This window comes from Salarchaeum japonicum (genome assembly GCF_020614395.1).
Taxonomy (GTDB): Archaea; Halobacteriota; Halobacteria; order Halobacteriales; family Halobacteriaceae; genus Salarchaeum; species Salarchaeum japonicum.
Map to the genome: position 1 here is coordinate 1,979,024 of NZ_CP085324.1, position 13,747 is coordinate 1,992,770.

The 13,747-nt window shown below is 66.9% G+C and carries 17 protein-coding genes and 3 tRNA genes; 10 read left to right on the forward strand and 10 right to left on the reverse strand.

Annotated elements, in window-relative coordinates; translation table 11 throughout:
* Positions 1-10: 10 nt before the first annotated feature.
* Positions 11-757: a pirin family protein gene (locus LI334_RS11075; RefSeq protein WP_227260890.1), complete on the reverse strand. Its 747-nt coding sequence runs from the start codon at positions 755-757 to the stop codon at positions 11-13.
* 201 nt (positions 758-958) lie between these two features.
* Between LI334_RS11075 and sod the strand changes: the two genes are divergently transcribed.
* Positions 959-1,561 carry a superoxide dismutase gene (sod, locus tag LI334_RS11080; protein ID WP_227260891.1) on the forward strand — a complete coding sequence of 201 codons (603 nt, stop codon included), beginning with the start codon at positions 959-961 and terminating at the stop codon, positions 1,559-1,561.
* Positions 1,562-1,685: 124 nt separating this feature from the next.
* Here sod and LI334_RS11085 read toward each other — a convergent pair whose 3' ends face one another.
* Both LI334_RS11085 and LI334_RS11090 read right to left on the reverse strand, forming a co-directional pair.
* Positions 1,686-2,186: a flavin reductase family protein gene (locus LI334_RS11085; protein ID WP_227260892.1), complete on the reverse strand. Its 501-nt coding sequence runs from the start codon at positions 2,184-2,186 to the stop codon at positions 1,686-1,688.
* A gap of 120 nt (positions 2,187-2,306) precedes the next feature.
* The gene (locus LI334_RS11090; RefSeq protein ID WP_227260893.1) at positions 2,307-3,269 is read right to left on the reverse strand and encodes a winged helix-turn-helix domain-containing protein; all 963 of its coding nucleotides are present in this window, start codon (positions 3,267-3,269) and stop codon (positions 2,307-2,309) included.
* A 204-nt stretch (positions 3,270-3,473) separates the two neighbouring features.
* Between LI334_RS11090 and LI334_RS11095 the strand changes: the two genes are divergently transcribed.
* Positions 3,474-3,866, forward strand: a complete 393-nt coding sequence (locus LI334_RS11095; RefSeq protein ID WP_227260894.1) for a hypothetical protein — start codon at positions 3,474-3,476, stop codon at positions 3,864-3,866.
* A 250-nt stretch (positions 3,867-4,116) separates the two neighbouring features.
* Here the strand turns inward: LI334_RS11095 and LI334_RS11100 are convergent.
* Both LI334_RS11100 and LI334_RS11105 read right to left on the reverse strand, forming a co-directional pair.
* Positions 4,117-4,191 (reverse strand) — tRNA-Ile (locus tag LI334_RS11100).
* 174 nt (positions 4,192-4,365) lie between these two features.
* Positions 4,366-4,438 (reverse strand) — tRNA-Arg (locus tag LI334_RS11105).
* Positions 4,439-4,622: 184 nt separating this feature from the next.
* Between LI334_RS11105 and LI334_RS11110 the strand changes: the two genes are divergently transcribed.
* The 3 genes from LI334_RS11110 (at position 4,623) to LI334_RS11120 (ending at position 7,557) form a co-directional block, all read left to right on the forward strand.
* On the forward strand, positions 4,623-6,008 hold the full coding sequence (locus LI334_RS11110) for a single-stranded DNA binding protein (protein WP_227260895.1): 1,386 nt from the start codon (positions 4,623-4,625) through the stop codon (positions 6,006-6,008).
* A 104-nt stretch (positions 6,009-6,112) separates the two neighbouring features.
* Positions 6,113-6,544: a histone family protein gene (locus LI334_RS13115; RefSeq protein WP_227260896.1), complete on the forward strand. Its 432-nt coding sequence runs from the start codon at positions 6,113-6,115 to the stop codon at positions 6,542-6,544.
* The gene (locus LI334_RS11120; protein WP_227260897.1) at positions 6,541-7,557 is read left to right on the forward strand and encodes a histone deacetylase family protein; all 1,017 of its coding nucleotides are present in this window, start codon (positions 6,541-6,543) and stop codon (positions 7,555-7,557) included. The genes LI334_RS13115 and LI334_RS11120 overlap by 4 nt, the downstream gene beginning before the upstream one ends.
* Here LI334_RS11120 and cca read toward each other — a convergent pair.
* Positions 7,536-8,885, reverse strand: a complete 1,350-nt coding sequence (gene cca, locus LI334_RS11125) for a CCA tRNA nucleotidyltransferase (RefSeq protein ID WP_227260898.1) — start codon at positions 8,883-8,885, stop codon at positions 7,536-7,538. The two genes, LI334_RS11120 and cca, sit on opposite strands and share 22 nt — an antisense overlap.
* Positions 8,886-8,982: 97 nt before the next feature.
* Here cca and LI334_RS11130 point away from each other — a divergent pair.
* Positions 8,983-9,055, forward strand: a tRNA-Asn gene (locus LI334_RS11130).
* Between the two features lie 288 nt (positions 9,056-9,343).
* Positions 9,344-9,931 carry a DUF309 domain-containing protein gene (locus LI334_RS11135; protein ID WP_227260899.1) on the forward strand — a complete coding sequence of 196 codons (588 nt, stop codon included), beginning with the start codon at positions 9,344-9,346 and terminating at the stop codon, positions 9,929-9,931.
* Here LI334_RS11135 and LI334_RS11140 read toward each other — a convergent pair.
* The 3 genes from LI334_RS11140 to azf form a co-directional block, all read right to left on the reverse strand.
* On the reverse strand, positions 9,928-10,158 hold the full coding sequence (locus LI334_RS11140) for a hypothetical protein (RefSeq protein ID WP_227260900.1): 231 nt from the start codon (positions 10,156-10,158) through the stop codon (positions 9,928-9,930). The two genes, LI334_RS11135 and LI334_RS11140, sit on opposite strands and share 4 nt — an antisense overlap.
* Before the next feature lie 38 nt (positions 10,159-10,196).
* Positions 10,197-11,057 (reverse strand): M48 family metallopeptidase, encoded by an 861-nt coding sequence (locus LI334_RS11145; RefSeq protein WP_343750114.1) that lies wholly within the window; start codon positions 11,055-11,057, stop codon positions 10,197-10,199.
* A 65-nt stretch (positions 11,058-11,122) separates the two neighbouring features.
* Positions 11,123-11,866, reverse strand: a complete 744-nt coding sequence (gene azf, locus LI334_RS11150; RefSeq protein WP_227260902.1) for an NAD-dependent glucose-6-phosphate dehydrogenase Azf — start codon at positions 11,864-11,866, stop codon at positions 11,123-11,125.
* Between the two features lie 89 nt (positions 11,867-11,955).
* Between azf and LI334_RS11155 the strand changes: the two genes are divergently transcribed.
* Together LI334_RS11155 and LI334_RS11160 are read left to right on the forward strand one after the other, a co-directional pair.
* Positions 11,956-12,291 carry a dihydroneopterin aldolase family protein gene (locus LI334_RS11155; protein WP_227260903.1) on the forward strand — a complete coding sequence of 112 codons (336 nt, stop codon included), beginning with the start codon at positions 11,956-11,958 and terminating at the stop codon, positions 12,289-12,291.
* Positions 12,292-12,322: 31 nt separating this feature from the next.
* On the forward strand, positions 12,323-12,718 hold the full coding sequence (locus tag LI334_RS11160; RefSeq protein WP_227260904.1) for a DUF5790 family protein: 396 nt from the start codon (positions 12,323-12,325) through the stop codon (positions 12,716-12,718).
* Here the strand turns inward: LI334_RS11160 and LI334_RS11165 are convergent, their stop codons facing one another.
* A complete protein-coding gene (locus tag LI334_RS11165; RefSeq protein ID WP_227260905.1) occupies positions 12,719-13,456 on the reverse strand; it encodes a creatininase family protein in 738 nt (245 codons plus the stop codon).
* Between the two features lie 94 nt (positions 13,457-13,550).
* On the opposite strand from LI334_RS11165, the gene LI334_RS11170 reads away from it, so the two are divergent.
* A complete protein-coding gene (locus LI334_RS11170; RefSeq protein WP_227260906.1) occupies positions 13,551-13,709 on the forward strand; it encodes a DUF7563 family protein in 159 nt (52 codons plus the stop codon).
* Positions 13,710-13,747 lie beyond the last annotated feature (38 nt).

Below are 13,747 nucleotides of genomic sequence, written 5' to 3' on the forward strand. Positions count from 1 at the left end.
GAAGGCGGGGTTAGAAGACGAACGGGCCCTGCTGGCGGATGGGTTCGTCGTGGGGTTCGCCGGAGACGGCGACGAGGCGGAGGCCGTCGTCGGTCTCGACGTGGTAGTCGCCGCCGGTCGTGGTGGGGAACGCGTCGCCGTCCGCGAAGTCGTCGCCGTCGACGGTTCCGTCGCCGGCGACGCCGTAGAGGAAGCCGGTCCAGTCGTCGGGCACGCTCCACGTCCACTCGTCGGTGACGCGCACGTCGAGGTACTCCATGTGGGTGTGGAGGCTGAGCGGGGAGCCGTCGCCGACGACGGTCGTGACAGTCGCGCCTTCGCGTTCGTCGGTGGGGAGGTCGCTCTGGTCTGCGCCCTCGTAGTCGGCGTCGATTTCTTTCTTCTCGCGCGGGAGGTTCACCCAGAGCTGGAGGCCGTTACAGGCGTCGCCGTCGGCGGGGAACTCGGAGTGTTCGATGCCGCCGCCGGTGGTGATGCGCATCGCCTCGTTCTCGTAGGCGGTGTGGCTGACGCCGAGGGAGTCCTCGTGTTCCATCCCGCCGTCTATCATGTAGGAGACGATTTCGAACCCCTTGTGCGGGTGCATCGGGAACCCCTTGTCCGGGTCGATGTAGAACCGCTCGAACAGCACGAAGGGGTCGAGGTTGTGCGGGTAGTTGTTGGTGGGGAACGCGCGGTTCGAGTTCACGCCGGTTCCGTGCCGGACGGTCTGTCCGGCGACCGGTTCGGGCCGTCGCTCGGGGTCGTCAGTAGACATACCGAAACGAACCCACCCAATACTGATAAGCATCACGTAGCCGGAAGTCAAAACGTGTCGTTATAGAGACCATTATTCCGAGCTTTCCCGAATTGGGACTCAATAAGCCACTATAGACCAGTTTCATAAGAGTTGGTTTTTCTACTTGAACGCGCTACAGAGAACGTTCATACCCGTGGCGACGGTAGGACGGAGTGCACTATGAGCGACTACGAACTTCCCGCGCTGCCGTACGACTACGACGCGCTCGAACCGCACATCAGCGAACAGGTGCTCACGTGGCATCACGACACCCACCACCAGGGCTACGTGAACGGCTGGAACTCCGCAGAAGAAACGCTCGCCGAGAACCGCGAGGACGGCGACTTCTCCAGCTCCGCGGGCGCAATCCGAGACGTCACCCACAACGGGAGCGGGCACGTGCTCCACACGCTGTTCTGGGAGTCGATGAGCCCCGAGGGCGGCGACGAACCCGAGGGCGACCTCCGAGACCGCATCGAGGAGGACTTCGGCTCCTACGACGCCTGGAAGGGCGAGTTCGAAGCCGCGGCGTCCGCCGCCGGCGGCTGGGCGCTCCTCGTCTACGACAGCCACAGCCAGCAGCTCCGCAACGTCGTGGTCGACAAGCACGACCAGGGCGCGCTCTGGGGCAGCCACCCCATCCTCGCGCTCGACGTCTGGGAGCACTCCTACTACTACGATTATGGACCTGACCGCGGTGACTTCATCAGCAACTTCTTCGACGTCGTCGACTGGGAGGAACCCGCGAGCCGGTTCGCGGACGCGGTCGAGCGCTTCGAATAAGCGAACGCCAGTCCGCCCGCGGTGACAGTCGGCCCACGGTTGGCACCTTTTCGGAACCCCACGCGGGTTCCATCGGTCTCACGTCCGGATAGCCACGCGTACGCTGTGAAAACAGGAGAGGACGTTAGTCGTCGACGGGGTCGTCGGTGATGGTTCCCCAGTCGCCCCGGTAGAAGGTGAGGGGGTCGGCGGTCTCGTCGCGGACGGCGGCGTGTTCGGCGCGGCCGGCGTAGATGGTGTGGTCGCCGACGGTGAACGTGTCGTGGAGCGTGCAGTCCACGGTGGCGAGTGCGTCCTCGAAGACGGGTGCGCCGGTGGCTTCGGTGGTCGTCGATTCCTCGGTGAAGGGGTCGCCGTCCTCGCTCATGCCCGCGAAGTGTTCGGCGAGGCCGCGCTGGTCGGTGGTGAGGACGTTGACGGCGTAGGCGTCGGTGTCGGTCTCCTGGAGGAGGCGGTGGGCTTCGGTGCCGTGGTCGAGGGAGACGAGGACGACGGGCGGGTCGAGGCTGAGGCTGGCGAAGGCGTTGACGGTGATGCCGTGCGGTTCCTCGCCGGGCAGGGTGACGACGGTGACGCCCGTCGCGAAGTTCCCGAGGACGGTGCGGAAGGCGTCCGCGTCCACCATTACGCCCCACCCCGGAGCGCGGCGTGTTCGAGAGCGATGCGTGCGTGACGACGCTGATACGTCATACACGGAGCGTGGAGTGGGAGGGGGAAGAGCGCTTTCTGCAGACGCGTACAGCAGTCAGTTGGAGAGGTGTTCGACGACGGCGGTGTCGGTGACGGTGACGTCGTCGTCCACGAGCACGCGGAGTTCGTCGCCGCCGCATTCGAGCGTGAGTTCGACCTCCAGGGGGTCTTCGGAGACGACTTCGGTGTGCCGGTCGCTCACGCACCAGTCGAAGTGCCAGAACGGCTCGGTGTTGAGGTCGACGCCGCGCTCGGAGTGAAAGACGAGGACGTGCGCGTCGTCGAGGAGGGTGACGCCGACGGTGGACTGAAGCTGGTAGCCGCATCGCGAGCACACGTGGCGGACGGCGACGTCGAGGTCGTCGCGGTCGGGGTCGCGGACGAGACTGGTGTCCACGCTCCCCGTGCACTCGGGGCAGACGCCGTCCGCGGCGAGACAGTAGTGGTGGCGGACGTAGTGGTGGAACGCCTGCATCAGGTCGTCCGTCGTCCGGTCGTCCAGGCCGCCCGAGGGGAACGGATAGCTCACCTGAATGGTGCCGCACTCGGTACACCCGACGGTGAGCGTGTCGTCCACGTACCAGCCGTGCAGGCTCCCGTCGCAGTCGTAACACGACCCCGTGACGGGGAAGAACCCGAGCTGTGCGCGCTCCGTCAGCGTCCCCGTGAAGATGGAGCTCACGACCTTCCGCCCCGGATACCGGAACGCGTAGCCGTCCTCCGTCTGCTTCACGAAGTGCCCCGTGAGCTTCCGGAGGTGGTAGTTGAAGTTCGCGCTGTCCTCGATGTCCACGCGCTCGAACAGGTCGGTGAAACTCACGGGCTCCTCGTCCGCGCCGAGTTCGAGCAGCGCCTGCAGGATGTCCACGCGCGTGTCGTTCCCCAGCACCGAGAACACGTCCGCGGGCGGAATGCGCTCCTCCGTCCGCGGCGTCGCCACACCACCGTTCCCGGCGGCCTCCCCCGCGCCGTCCGCGCCCTCCACGTCCTCGCGCACGGATCGGTCGAACTGACTCATACCCCGAACATGGACGACCGGCCGGTAAAGCGTATCGGGACCACCCCTCAAACGACAGTGACACACCACCGAATACGTACGACGCGTCAGGTAGGATCAAAATCCGAGTGACTGCTACCCAGGCGGATGAGAGGCTGGTGAGTGCCCCCGGGGCGGGGGTGCGGACTACAGAAAGTATTCACCACTCCGCACACCCCTTCCGATATGACAGTTTCCCGTCGAACGTTCCTCCAACTCGGCGGAGTAGGCGCGGTCGCATCGCTCGCAGGATGTAACGCCCTCTCCCCCTCTCCAGAAGGAACCCCAGACTTGATCTTCGTCAACCAGAACGAGAACCCAGTCACGATCGAGGCGGCCGTGAGCAACGAAGCCGGTGAAACCCTGGTGTCCATGCAGCTTGACGTGCCGGTCGTTGAAGGCCACGGACGGCCGAACGCGTCAATCGACAACGTCTTCGAGAGTGACGGACAGTACACGGTCTCAGTAGACGTTACGGACGGCCCCTCCGCCACGGAAACACTCGAAGTCACCGGAACAGAAGACGACTCCGACAGCCATCAGGTGTATCTCGACGGTGATGAAATAGCGTTCTCGTAGAGCAGTACTCGAACCCCCTGACTTCGAATCGAACGAACTCCGCGAGCGACCGCTGGGAGGAACCGCTCATGCCGTCCACCCCCGAGATTCAGTCATGAGTTTCGCCGGACGGCGGCGACCCCCAACGAGTTCCTCGTTCTCTTCCCTCTGAGAAAGGCGGTTTCTGAGAGTTCTGAAAGAGGGTTTTCGAGCGGTAGACGTGTCTCTACACGTTGTTTTCGTTTCGGCCAGGAGTCGGGCGCGAATCGGATGGGCCCTGGCGGATTTGAACCACCGCTCACCCGGTTATGAGCCGGGCGCTTTAACCAGACTAAGCTAAGGGCCCTCGCGTCTACGTAGCCGAGTCCCCGACTTTAGACTACCGGGACGCGGCGAGCCGGTGCTGGCGGAAACGTCCGGACGGAGTCCCCGCGAGCCAGCGGCGAGCGGGGGCAGGCCGGACGTGACTGAGTGAGTGGAGCGACGAGCGGAACGCTCGTCGCGTAGTGAAACGAAGGAACGTCCGGACGGAGATTTGAACTCCGGTCCCTGGCTCCGCAAGCCAAGAGGATAGTCCACTACCCTACCCGGACTCATCTATCCGTAGCGCGGTGGTATGTAAAGCGGTTACGATTCGGGCGTCGGGGTGAGGGTTCTTGTAGGATGACGGGAGGAGTCGGGGGTATGTGTGCGTGGGTGAGAATTCGGAGTTTGCGGGTGTGTGGGGTGGAGAGGACAATGTTTATGCGCGGGACTCCCGTGGCTTGATTTACGATTATGGGCGCTATTGAGGAGACGTACGAGGACCTCGACACGGACGTTTCCCTGGAGGAGTTTCGGGAGGCGGTGGAGGCGAAGGTGGAGCAGATGGGGGGGTTGGCGGACGAGGAGACGGCGGCGATGCTGTTGGCGCACGAGCTCGACGAGGGGGAGGTGAACGGTATCGCGGATATCGAGCCCGAGATGGAGGAGGTGAAGTTCCTGGCGAAGGTGACGAGCGTGGGGGAGTTGCGGACGTTCGAGCGCGACGAGGAGGACGAGGATGGACGGGTGTTGAACGTGGACGTGGCGGACGAGTCGGGGTCGGTTCGGGTGTCGTTCTGGGACGAGCAGGCCGCGGCGGCGACGGACGAACTGGAGCCGGGGCAGGTTCTCCGAATCAAGGGCCGGCCGAAAGACGGCTACAACGGCGTCGAGGTGAACGTCTCGCAGGTCGAGGTGGACGAGGACGAGGAGATAGACGTGCAGGTCGTGGACACGTATCGCGTGGAGGATTTGACGATGGGTGCGTCGGACGTAGACCTCGTGGGCGAGGTGTTGTCGACGGACGACGTGCGGACGTTCAGTCGCGACGACGGCTCGGAGGGGAAGGTGTCGAACCTGCTCGTGGGCGACGAGACGGGGCGGGTTCGGGTGACGCTCTGGGACGAGCAGGCCGACCTCGCCGAGGAGTTCGCGGCGGGCGACGTGGTGGAGGTGACGGACGGGTACGTGCGGGAGCGCGACGGGTCGCTCGAACTCCACGTCGGGAACCGCGGGCGCGTTGAGACCGTCGCGGAGGACGTGTCGTTCGTGCCGGACGCGAAACCCATCGACGACCTGGAACTGGACGAGACCGCTGACATCGCGGGCGTGGTGCGGTCGGTGGACGAGAAGCGGACGTTCGACCGGGACGACGGCAGCGAGGGGCAGGTCCGGAACGTTCGCTTGCAGGACCAGTCGGGCGACATCCGGGTGGCGCTCTGGGGGGAGAAGGCCGACCTCGACATCGGGCCCGGTGACGAACTCCTGTTCACGGACGTGGGCGTGCAGGACGGCTGGCAGGACGACCTCGAAGCGTCCGCTGGCTGGCAGTCCACGGTCATCACGCTGGACGACGGCGCGGCGACCGAGTCCAGTTCGGAGTCCGCGGGCGCTGATCTCTCCTCGTTCGAGGACGGGACGAGCCCCGACGCGTCGTCGGGCGACGATGACGGCGACTCGGACGGCGGCGAGGACGTGGAGTTCACGGGTGTCGTCGTGCAGGCGGGGTCACCCGTAATTCTGGACGACGGCGAGGAGACGATGAGCGTCGCCACCGAGACGGACGTGACGCTCGGGCAGGAAGTGACGGTGCGCGGGACGCTCCGGGACGGGACGCTGGACGCCGAGGACGTGCGGTAATCGGCGGCCGGGACGCCCGGGTCGTGTCGTTCGATTGGATGGAGTGGTGTGCGAGACGCGCCCACACGATAAGTGTTAAGAGAGAGACTACCCCGTAGTTGGGTATGAGCGTCGAACTCCCGTTCGCGCCGGTGGACGATATCATCCGGCGGCACGCGGGCGACTTGCGGGTGAGCGCCGACGCGGCAGAGGAACTCGCGCGACGCATCCAAGACCACGGCGCGGCGGTGGCCGCGACGGCCGCCGAGCGCGCCGACGAGGACGGCCGGAAGACGCTGATGGCGGCGGATTTCGGCGTCGATGACGTGACCGACAGGGAGTCGCTCGCGCTCCCGGTCGCGCCCGTCGACCGCATCGCGCGACTCGACATCCCCGACGCGTACCGGGTGTCGAAGGACGCGCGACTCGCGCTCGCCGCGCGCCTGGAGGAGTACGCGGCGGACGCCGCGGCGGGGGCGGCGGTGCTGGCGGAGCACGCGGGGCGACGCACTGTGCAGGCAGAGGACGTCGAGACGTACTTCGAGCTCGTGGAATGAGGTTCGGGTACGACGACGCGTGTCTCGACCACGACCCGGGACCCCGTCATCCGGAGAGCCCGGACCGCCTCCGCGCGATTCGGCAGGAGTTGTCGAAGCGTCACGGCGTCGAGTACGTCTCAGCGCGGGACGCGAAGCGCGAGGAGGTCGAGCGCGCGCACGAGTCGGGGTACGTGGACAGGCTCGTGGAGTTCTGCGAGTCCGGCGGCGGGAGTTGGGATCCGGACACGACCGCGGTGGAGGAGACGTGGCCGGCGGCGTTGGCGTCCGCCGGGCAGTCGATGTGGGCGGCGCGGCGCGCGGTCGCGGGTGATTCGGGCAGGGAGACGCCGTTCGCCATCGGGCGGCCGCCCGGCCATCACGCGGTCGCGGACAACGCGATGGGTTTCTGTTTCCTGAACAACGTCGCCGTCGCGGCGGAGCACGCGCTCGCGACGACGGAGACGGAGCGCGTCGCGATTCTGGACTGGGACGTCCACCACGGGAACGGCACGCAGGACATCTTCTACGACCGCGGCGACGTGTTCTACGCGTCCGTGCACGAGGACGGCCTCTACCCGGGGACGGGCGACATCGACGAGACCGGGGAGGGCGACGGCGAGGGGACGACGCTGAACGTGCCGTTCGACGCGGGCGCGGGGGACGCGGAGTACGTCGCGGCGTTCGACGAGCTCGTGATTCCGGCGTTCGAGGCGTTCGACCCCGACCTCGTCCTGGTGAGCGCGGGGTTCGACGCGCACCGCCACGACCCCATCTCGCGGATGCACGTCTCCACGGACGGCTACGGCGTGCTCACGGAGCGCATGCAGACCGTCTCGGACGCCGTGAACGCGGGCCTCGGGTTCGTGCTCGAAGGCGGGTACAGTCTCGACACGCTCTCCGAGGGCGTCGGGATGGTGCACGAGGTGTTCGACGGGATGACGCCCGTCACTCCGGAAGAAGACGTGTCGGAGGACGCACGCGAGGTCATCGACGACGTGCTCGACGCGCGTCAGGGAATCGGGTCGAAGTAGGCCGCGAGTTCCCGACCGAACTCCTCCGCGAGCACCGCGACGTCGGCGTCCACGAGCACCTCGTAGTCGCCCGCCTCGACGATGGACGCGACGTGCGTCCCGAGCGCAACCTCACCGAGTCGCTCGGTCGCGAACCCGGCGGCGGTGCGAACGTCGCGTTCGCGCTCCACGACGTACCGGTGGCCGTCGAGGAACGGCCCGTACACGTCCGCGTCCTCGTACTTCTCGAAGAACCCGGTGGCGTGCTCGCCGACGTGCACGGGCGGCCCCTCGTGGCGCTCGATCGCCGGCAGGGTCGCGGTCGCGAGTTCGACGAACAAGACCGCGGAGTCGTCGGCCCACGCGGCCGACCGCACCACCTCGAACCCGGCGTGTTCGAGGCCGCGGACGAGTCCTTTCCGGGAGCGCCGGAGCTGGGGGTAGAGCTGGTCTTCCACGAGGTCGGGGGCGTCGAAGCGCACCGCGAGCGCGTTCGTTCCGCGGCGCTCCAGGTGTGAACGCACGTCGGCCGGGTCGAGCGCGAGGCGGGCGTCCGGGAAGAACACGTCCTCCCGGGGGTCGTCGAGGAAGGCGCGGGCGTAGTGCTGGAGGCGCGCGACCTGCTCGCGGGAGACGACGGCCGCGACGTTCCGCTCGGGGTCGGTCGGGTCGATGACGACGAGTGGGTCGTCGAACGTCGCCGCCGCGTGCGCCTCCGGGTCGTGCTCGACGGGCGGGTGCCAGTCCCGCGCCGCCTCCAGGACCTCGCGGAACCCGCCGTATTCGAGGACGAGGAGTTCCGTGAGATAGCCCGAAAACCCCTGGGTGCGGAGGTCGCTCCCGTACGCGCCGATGCCCTTCAGGAACTGCTTCAGGAGTCGGACGTCCGCCGCGAGGTCGTCCGTCAGGCGCTCGCGGAGGTAGACGTTGTGGAAGGGCGTGCGGTCGACCGCGGACTGAATCTCCGTCGCCGCCTCCACGCGATAACACGGCACGAGGTCGACCTCGTACCCCTCGAACGACCCCTTCACGTACGGATGCTCCGCGTACTCCTCGTGGCCGTCCGGCAACACCTGATTCCCGACCGCCAGCCCGAGGTCTTCCAGTTCCTCCCGGGACAGAGTCGGGTCGAACCGCACGAACACGTCGATGTCGCGGTCGCCCCGCACCCACGTCCCCCGCGCCGTACTCCCGACCTGCATCACGTCCGCCTCGACGCCGTGGTCGGCGAGCGCGTCTTCCGCCCGCGCCACCAGCCGCCCCGCCGCCTCCCGCAACTCCGCGCGCTCGCTCGGCGTCGGATCCACGCGCTCCCGAACCCGCGCCACCACGTCCTCGAACTCACTCATACTCCCGGATTCGACCGCCCTCCGGGAAAGAATACCGGCACACTACCGCGGAGAAACGAAAGCCCTTTCAAAAGCACGCGACTACTGACGGGTGCGAGCCGCCGTAGCTCAGTTGGTAGAGCACCTGGTTGTTACCCAGGTTGTCCCAGGTTCGAGCCCTGGCGGCGGCGTCCTTCTGTGACCGACAATCGAGGAGCGAACGCTCCGAGGGCGTCGGTCACGAATACGCCCACGACAGGGGTCGGGCAAGCGAGTCGCAGCGCCCGAGTAACGCGAGGCCGACCGTCTCGCCACGTTCGAGCCCTGTCGTGGGCGTGTTTTTCTGCAGAAAACACGCTCAGCCAGACGCGAAGCGTCTGGCGCGAGCCCAGACACCCAGAGGGTTTCTGGGTGGATTCGTCTTTTCGCGTGGGTTCGGTAATCGGGAGTCGTTTCAGTCGGTGACTCCTGGGTGGGGTATGATGGAGGCGTTGCGTGCGGGGGTGGCGGTGTTCGATTCGGGGTACTATTACGCGGCGCACGACGTGTGGGAGGCGGCGTGGTTGGAGGAGCGCGACGGTCTCTTGCAGGGGTTAATTCAGTACGCGGGGGCGGTGCATCACGCCCGGGAGCGGAACTGGGAGGGGTGTGTGAGTCTGGCGGGGAGTGCGCGGGAGTACCTCGTGGCAGCGGACGCGCGCGGGGTGAACGTGTCGGACGTGCGGGAGTACTTGGTGGCGCTGGAAGCCGACCCGGAGCGCGTGGAGCGCGGGCCGCCGCAGGGTATCACGATAGACGGCGAGATAGTGGGGTTGGGGGAGTTGGATGCGGAGGCGGCGTTGTGGGCGTCGCCGGCGCTCGCCGAGGAGCGCGGGGAGAATGCCGTGATTCAGGGCGTGGCGTACGCGCGGGAGGACTTCGAGTCTGGGGAGGCGGACAGCGTGTTCGTGCGGTTAGCTATCGATTTCGTGACGGACGCGGACAAGCGCGCGATAATCGCACAGCGGCTCGGGGAGCACGCGGAGGAGCGGCGGCGGCGCGAGCGGGACGTCGAGGGCTTGTTCTAGAGGAGTTGGAGGGCGACGTAGCCGGCGGCGAGCAGGCAGGCGACGCCGAGGAGTTGGACGACGCGCGCCCAGCCGTTCGGCGAGCCGTCGCTCCCGTAGCCGCCGTGTCTGTCGTGGGGGATGCGGCCGAGCGTCTGGATGCGGATGAACGCGTGCGGGTAGACGACGAGCAGAACGCCGAGCGCGACGCCGAGCACGACGGCGAGAAGTTCGCGGAGACCAGCCATAGCTAGGGGGAACGGCGAGACGAGTAAAAACCCCTGCGTTACTCGCGGAGGCGCTCGATGCGCTTCTCCATCGGCGGGTGCGTCGAGAACACCTTCTCCAGGAACCCGCGTTCGGGGCTGGAGATGCAGAGCGCGCTCACTTGCTGGTCAACCGCGGAGTCGCGGCGGCGGTCTTGCCGGCCGCGACCGCGCGTGCGCTGGGCGTTCCGGGACGCCTGCGCGGCCTGCTTGTTCCCCTGGCTGATTTTTTCGAGCGCGCGGGCGAGCGGGTCGCCGTTCCCGATGGCGCGCTTCGCGTCCGCGTCAGCGACGTACTCGCGGTAGCGGCTGATAGCGAGCACGAAGATCATCACGATGAACTGGACGACTTGTCCGACGACCATCGCGAGGAAGAAGTCCGCGAGGTCGTTGTCGCCCGTGAACAGCACGGCGTACTGCGCGACGATGGCGACGACGGACGCGATTCCCTGCCCGACGACCATCGTGACCACGTCGCGGTTCGCGATGTGCGCGAGTTCGTGCGCGAGCACGCCTTCGAGTTCGTCCTTCTCCAGGATCTGCATGAGTTCGCGGGAGACGACAACCGTTCCCGCGCCCTTCCGACCGACCGCGAACGCGTTCGGCACGCCCATGTTCGCGACCATCAGCCGGGGTTTCTTGATGTTCATCTCCTCGGAGAGGTCTTCGACCATCCAGTGTACGTCCTGGTACTCCTGTTCGGGCATGTCTTCCGCGCCGACCGACCGGAGCGCGGCCCACTTCCCGATCTTGTACTGAACACCGACGAGCAGAATGCTTCCCGCAATCGCTATCGGGAACACACCCTGTCCGAACAGGGCGACCGCGGCGAGGACGGCGACCCCGTAGAACGCGAACAGGATAGCGCCGACAACGGCCATCCGCACTTTCAGACCGAAGTGTCTCATGGGTCTGTCTTGGCCATAGGTGGCGATAAAGGCGGCGGTCAGGCGTCGTGTTCCGCGCTGTTATCCTGTGGTTCGTACCCCAGAATCTCCTTCGCGCGCTCGATGGAGTAGTACTTCCGGTCGTTGTCCGAGATGCCGTAGACGATTTCGTAGTCGTAGTCGGCTTCGAGGCAGCGTTCGAAGAGGTGCGCGCAGTCCCGGTAGGAGAGCCACATCGCCTGTCCGCGTTCGTAGTCGATGGGGGGGTGGCCCTTGGTGAGGTTACCGATGCGGACGCAGACGACGGAGAGGTCGTGTTCGTCGTGGTAGTATCTCCCGAGGACTTCGCCGGCGGCCTTCGAGACGCCGTAGAGGTTGCTGGGTCGGGGGAGTTCGGTGCCGTCGAGGCGGAAGTCGTCGCCCTCGCGGTAGAGGTCGGGCTTCCGGTCGGTCTCGTAGTGGCCGACGGCGTGGTTGGAGGACGCAAAGGCGAGTTTCTCGACGCCGGCATCGACGGCGGCCTCGTAGACGGTCTGGGTGCCGTCGATGTTGTTCTGGAGGACGGACTCCCAGGGGGCGTCCGGTCGGGGGTCGCCGGCGAGGTGGATGACCGCGCCGACGCCGTCCATGGCGTCGCGGACGGCGTTCTCGTCGGTGATGTCGGCGACGACGACCTCGTGGTCGGCGGCGTCCGCCGGGGGTTCGCGGTCGAGCAGTCGCCACTCGTAGTCGTCCTCGTTGCCGCCGAGGATGGCCTGGCCGACGCGCCCCGACGCGCCCGTGAGCAGTACCGGGTCGTCCATTCGAGTAGACACTCCACCGGTACCGAAATCAATGGTGCGGTTCGCCGCGGAGGCGACACGGCTTACACCGCGGAGGCCCGACGAGGCGTATGGCGAGCACTCCAGAGGAGGCGTGTTTCGAGGCGGGAATCAAGTTCGGCGCGCTCTACCACCAGTTCGCGGGGACGCCGGTGAGCCCCGAGAGCGCGCCGTCGCTGGAGCGCGCTATCGAGGAGTCCATCGAGAACCAGCCGTACTGCGAGCGCGTCTCGGTCACGATTCTCGACGACCGACTCGACACCAGTCACGGCTACACGGAACTGACGGGCGAGTACATGGAGGTCGAGCTGGTCGTCGCGTACGAGGGCGCGGAAGTGGTGGCGTCGATGGCGATGGAGGACGGCTACCCGCTGATGCGCCTCGATTCCGTCGAATCCCCGGCGTAGTTTTAAACCCCTCTCGGTCGAATCCCCGGGTATGAGTGACATGGAGGACGAGGAGCTGTTCGGCGAGGCGGCGGACGAGATTCGCGGCGACGTGGAAGAACACCTCGCGGCGGCGCGCGACGCCCTCCCCGACGCGGACGCCATCTGGACGGTGGAGGCGGACAACACGCTCGGCGTGCTCAACGGCCTGCGCTCCGCGCTCGCCGCCGAGGAAGTCGAGGGGCACTTGCGGGACGCGAAGAAGTGGTTCACCATCGGGGAGCGCGCGGACGCCTTCGAGGACGCCGATGACTTGCGCGAGGAAATCGAGACCATCGAGGACGTGCTCGACGACCTCGAAGACGTCTCCGACACCGTCGGCGACCTCGCGTCCACGATTCCCGAACTCCGCGGAGAACTGGAGAGCCTCGAGGACGACGAGGAGTAGTTACTTGTGCGGCGGCCGGGCGGTGTCCCGGTCGTCGAGTTCCGCGACGAGCCGGCAGAGCGCGTCGGTCGCGAGCGAGAGGAGTTCCTCGCCGCGTTCTTTCGTGCCTTCTGTGGGGTCGCCGACGACGCCGTTCTCGGAGAACTCGGCGGTGTCGTAGGCGAGATTGGTGTAGCTGGTCCAGTCGCCCCAGCCGTCGCTCGCGCCGTCCCGGGCGTCCGCGACGCGGTCTTCGCGCACGAGTCCGGGGTGGGTGTGGCGGAGGAACGCGGTTTCGAGCGGGCCGGCGTGCCCCATGTCGGAGCTGTGGTCGCCGACGGCGTCGAACCACGTGTAGGCGGCGGCGTACGCGTCCTCGTGGCGGGTGATGTCGGCGGCGACCTCGCGGAGGGCGTCGGTGTTGCCGCCGTGGCCGTTCACGAAGACGATGGTGCGCCAGTCGTGGTCGAGGACGGAGGTGGCGGCGTCCCGGACGTAGTCCCGGAAGGTGTCGGGGGAGACGTACATCGTCCCGGGAAACTGGCGGTGTTCCTCGCTGACGCCGACGGTGATGGTGGGAGCGACGGCGAGCGCGCCGTCGTAGGCGTCGTCCGCGGCGTTCGCGACTGTTTCCGCGGTGACGTGGTCGGTGCCGAGCGGGGCGTGCGGGCCGTGCTGTTCGGTGGAGCCGACGGGGACGAGGACGGCGTCGGGGTCGATGTCGGCGGCGTCCGGCCACGCTGCCTCGCTGAGTCGCATACCCGGGGGGACGACGGAGAGCGTAATCGGCCTTTCCCTTCGTGCATCGGCCGACGGCATTAATATAGGCGAAAGAAAAGGATGGTGTACAGCTATGCCGGAGTGCCAGAACTGCGAGTCGTTCGTGACGGACGCGTACGCCCGAGTGTTCACCCCGGACGGTGAGTCGGAGCCGCGCGTCTGCCCGAACTGCGAGGACAAGATTCGGGACGGTGCGCAAGTGAGAGAGGCCCGGTCGACGCGGCGAACGTAACCGCGAAGTCACGCTATTTATAGGGTGTCGGTTCCTGT

Bases quoted from the DNA above. Each gene is read 5' to 3' on its own strand.
- LI334_RS11075 (WP_227260890.1), bottom strand. From the start codon at position 757: ATGTCTACTGACGACCCCGAGCGACGGCCCGAACCGGTCGCCGGACAG.
- sod (WP_227260891.1), top strand. From the start codon at position 959: ATGAGCGACTACGAACTTCCCGCGCTGCCGTACGACTACGACGCGCTC.
- LI334_RS11085 (WP_227260892.1), bottom strand. From the start codon at position 2,186: ATGGTGGACGCGGACGCCTTCCGCACCGTCCTCGGGAACTTCGCGACG.
- LI334_RS11090 (WP_227260893.1), bottom strand. From the start codon at position 3,269: ATGAGTCAGTTCGACCGATCCGTGCGCGAGGACGTGGAGGGCGCGGAC.
- LI334_RS11095 (WP_227260894.1), top strand. From the start codon at position 3,474: ATGACAGTTTCCCGTCGAACGTTCCTCCAACTCGGCGGAGTAGGCGCG.
- LI334_RS11110 (WP_227260895.1), top strand. From the start codon at position 4,623: ATGGGCGCTATTGAGGAGACGTACGAGGACCTCGACACGGACGTTTCC.
- LI334_RS13115 (WP_227260896.1), top strand. From the start codon at position 6,113: ATGAGCGTCGAACTCCCGTTCGCGCCGGTGGACGATATCATCCGGCGG.
- LI334_RS11120 (WP_227260897.1), top strand. From the start codon at position 6,541: ATGAGGTTCGGGTACGACGACGCGTGTCTCGACCACGACCCGGGACCC.
- cca (WP_227260898.1), bottom strand. From the start codon at position 8,885: ATGAGTGAGTTCGAGGACGTGGTGGCGCGGGTTCGGGAGCGCGTGGAT.
- LI334_RS11135 (WP_227260899.1), top strand. From the start codon at position 9,344: ATGATGGAGGCGTTGCGTGCGGGGGTGGCGGTGTTCGATTCGGGGTAC.
- LI334_RS11140 (WP_227260900.1), bottom strand. From the start codon at position 10,158: ATGGCTGGTCTCCGCGAACTTCTCGCCGTCGTGCTCGGCGTCGCGCTC.
- LI334_RS11145 (WP_343750114.1), bottom strand. From the start codon at position 11,057: ATGGCCGTTGTCGGCGCTATCCTGTTCGCGTTCTACGGGGTCGCCGTC.
- azf (WP_227260902.1), bottom strand. From the start codon at position 11,866: ATGGACGACCCGGTACTGCTCACGGGCGCGTCGGGGCGCGTCGGCCAG.
- LI334_RS11155 (WP_227260903.1), top strand. From the start codon at position 11,956: ATGGCGAGCACTCCAGAGGAGGCGTGTTTCGAGGCGGGAATCAAGTTC.
- LI334_RS11160 (WP_227260904.1), top strand. From the start codon at position 12,323: ATGAGTGACATGGAGGACGAGGAGCTGTTCGGCGAGGCGGCGGACGAG.
- LI334_RS11165 (WP_227260905.1), bottom strand. From the start codon at position 13,456: ATGCGACTCAGCGAGGCAGCGTGGCCGGACGCCGCCGACATCGACCCC.
- LI334_RS11170 (WP_227260906.1), top strand. From the start codon at position 13,551: ATGCCGGAGTGCCAGAACTGCGAGTCGTTCGTGACGGACGCGTACGCC.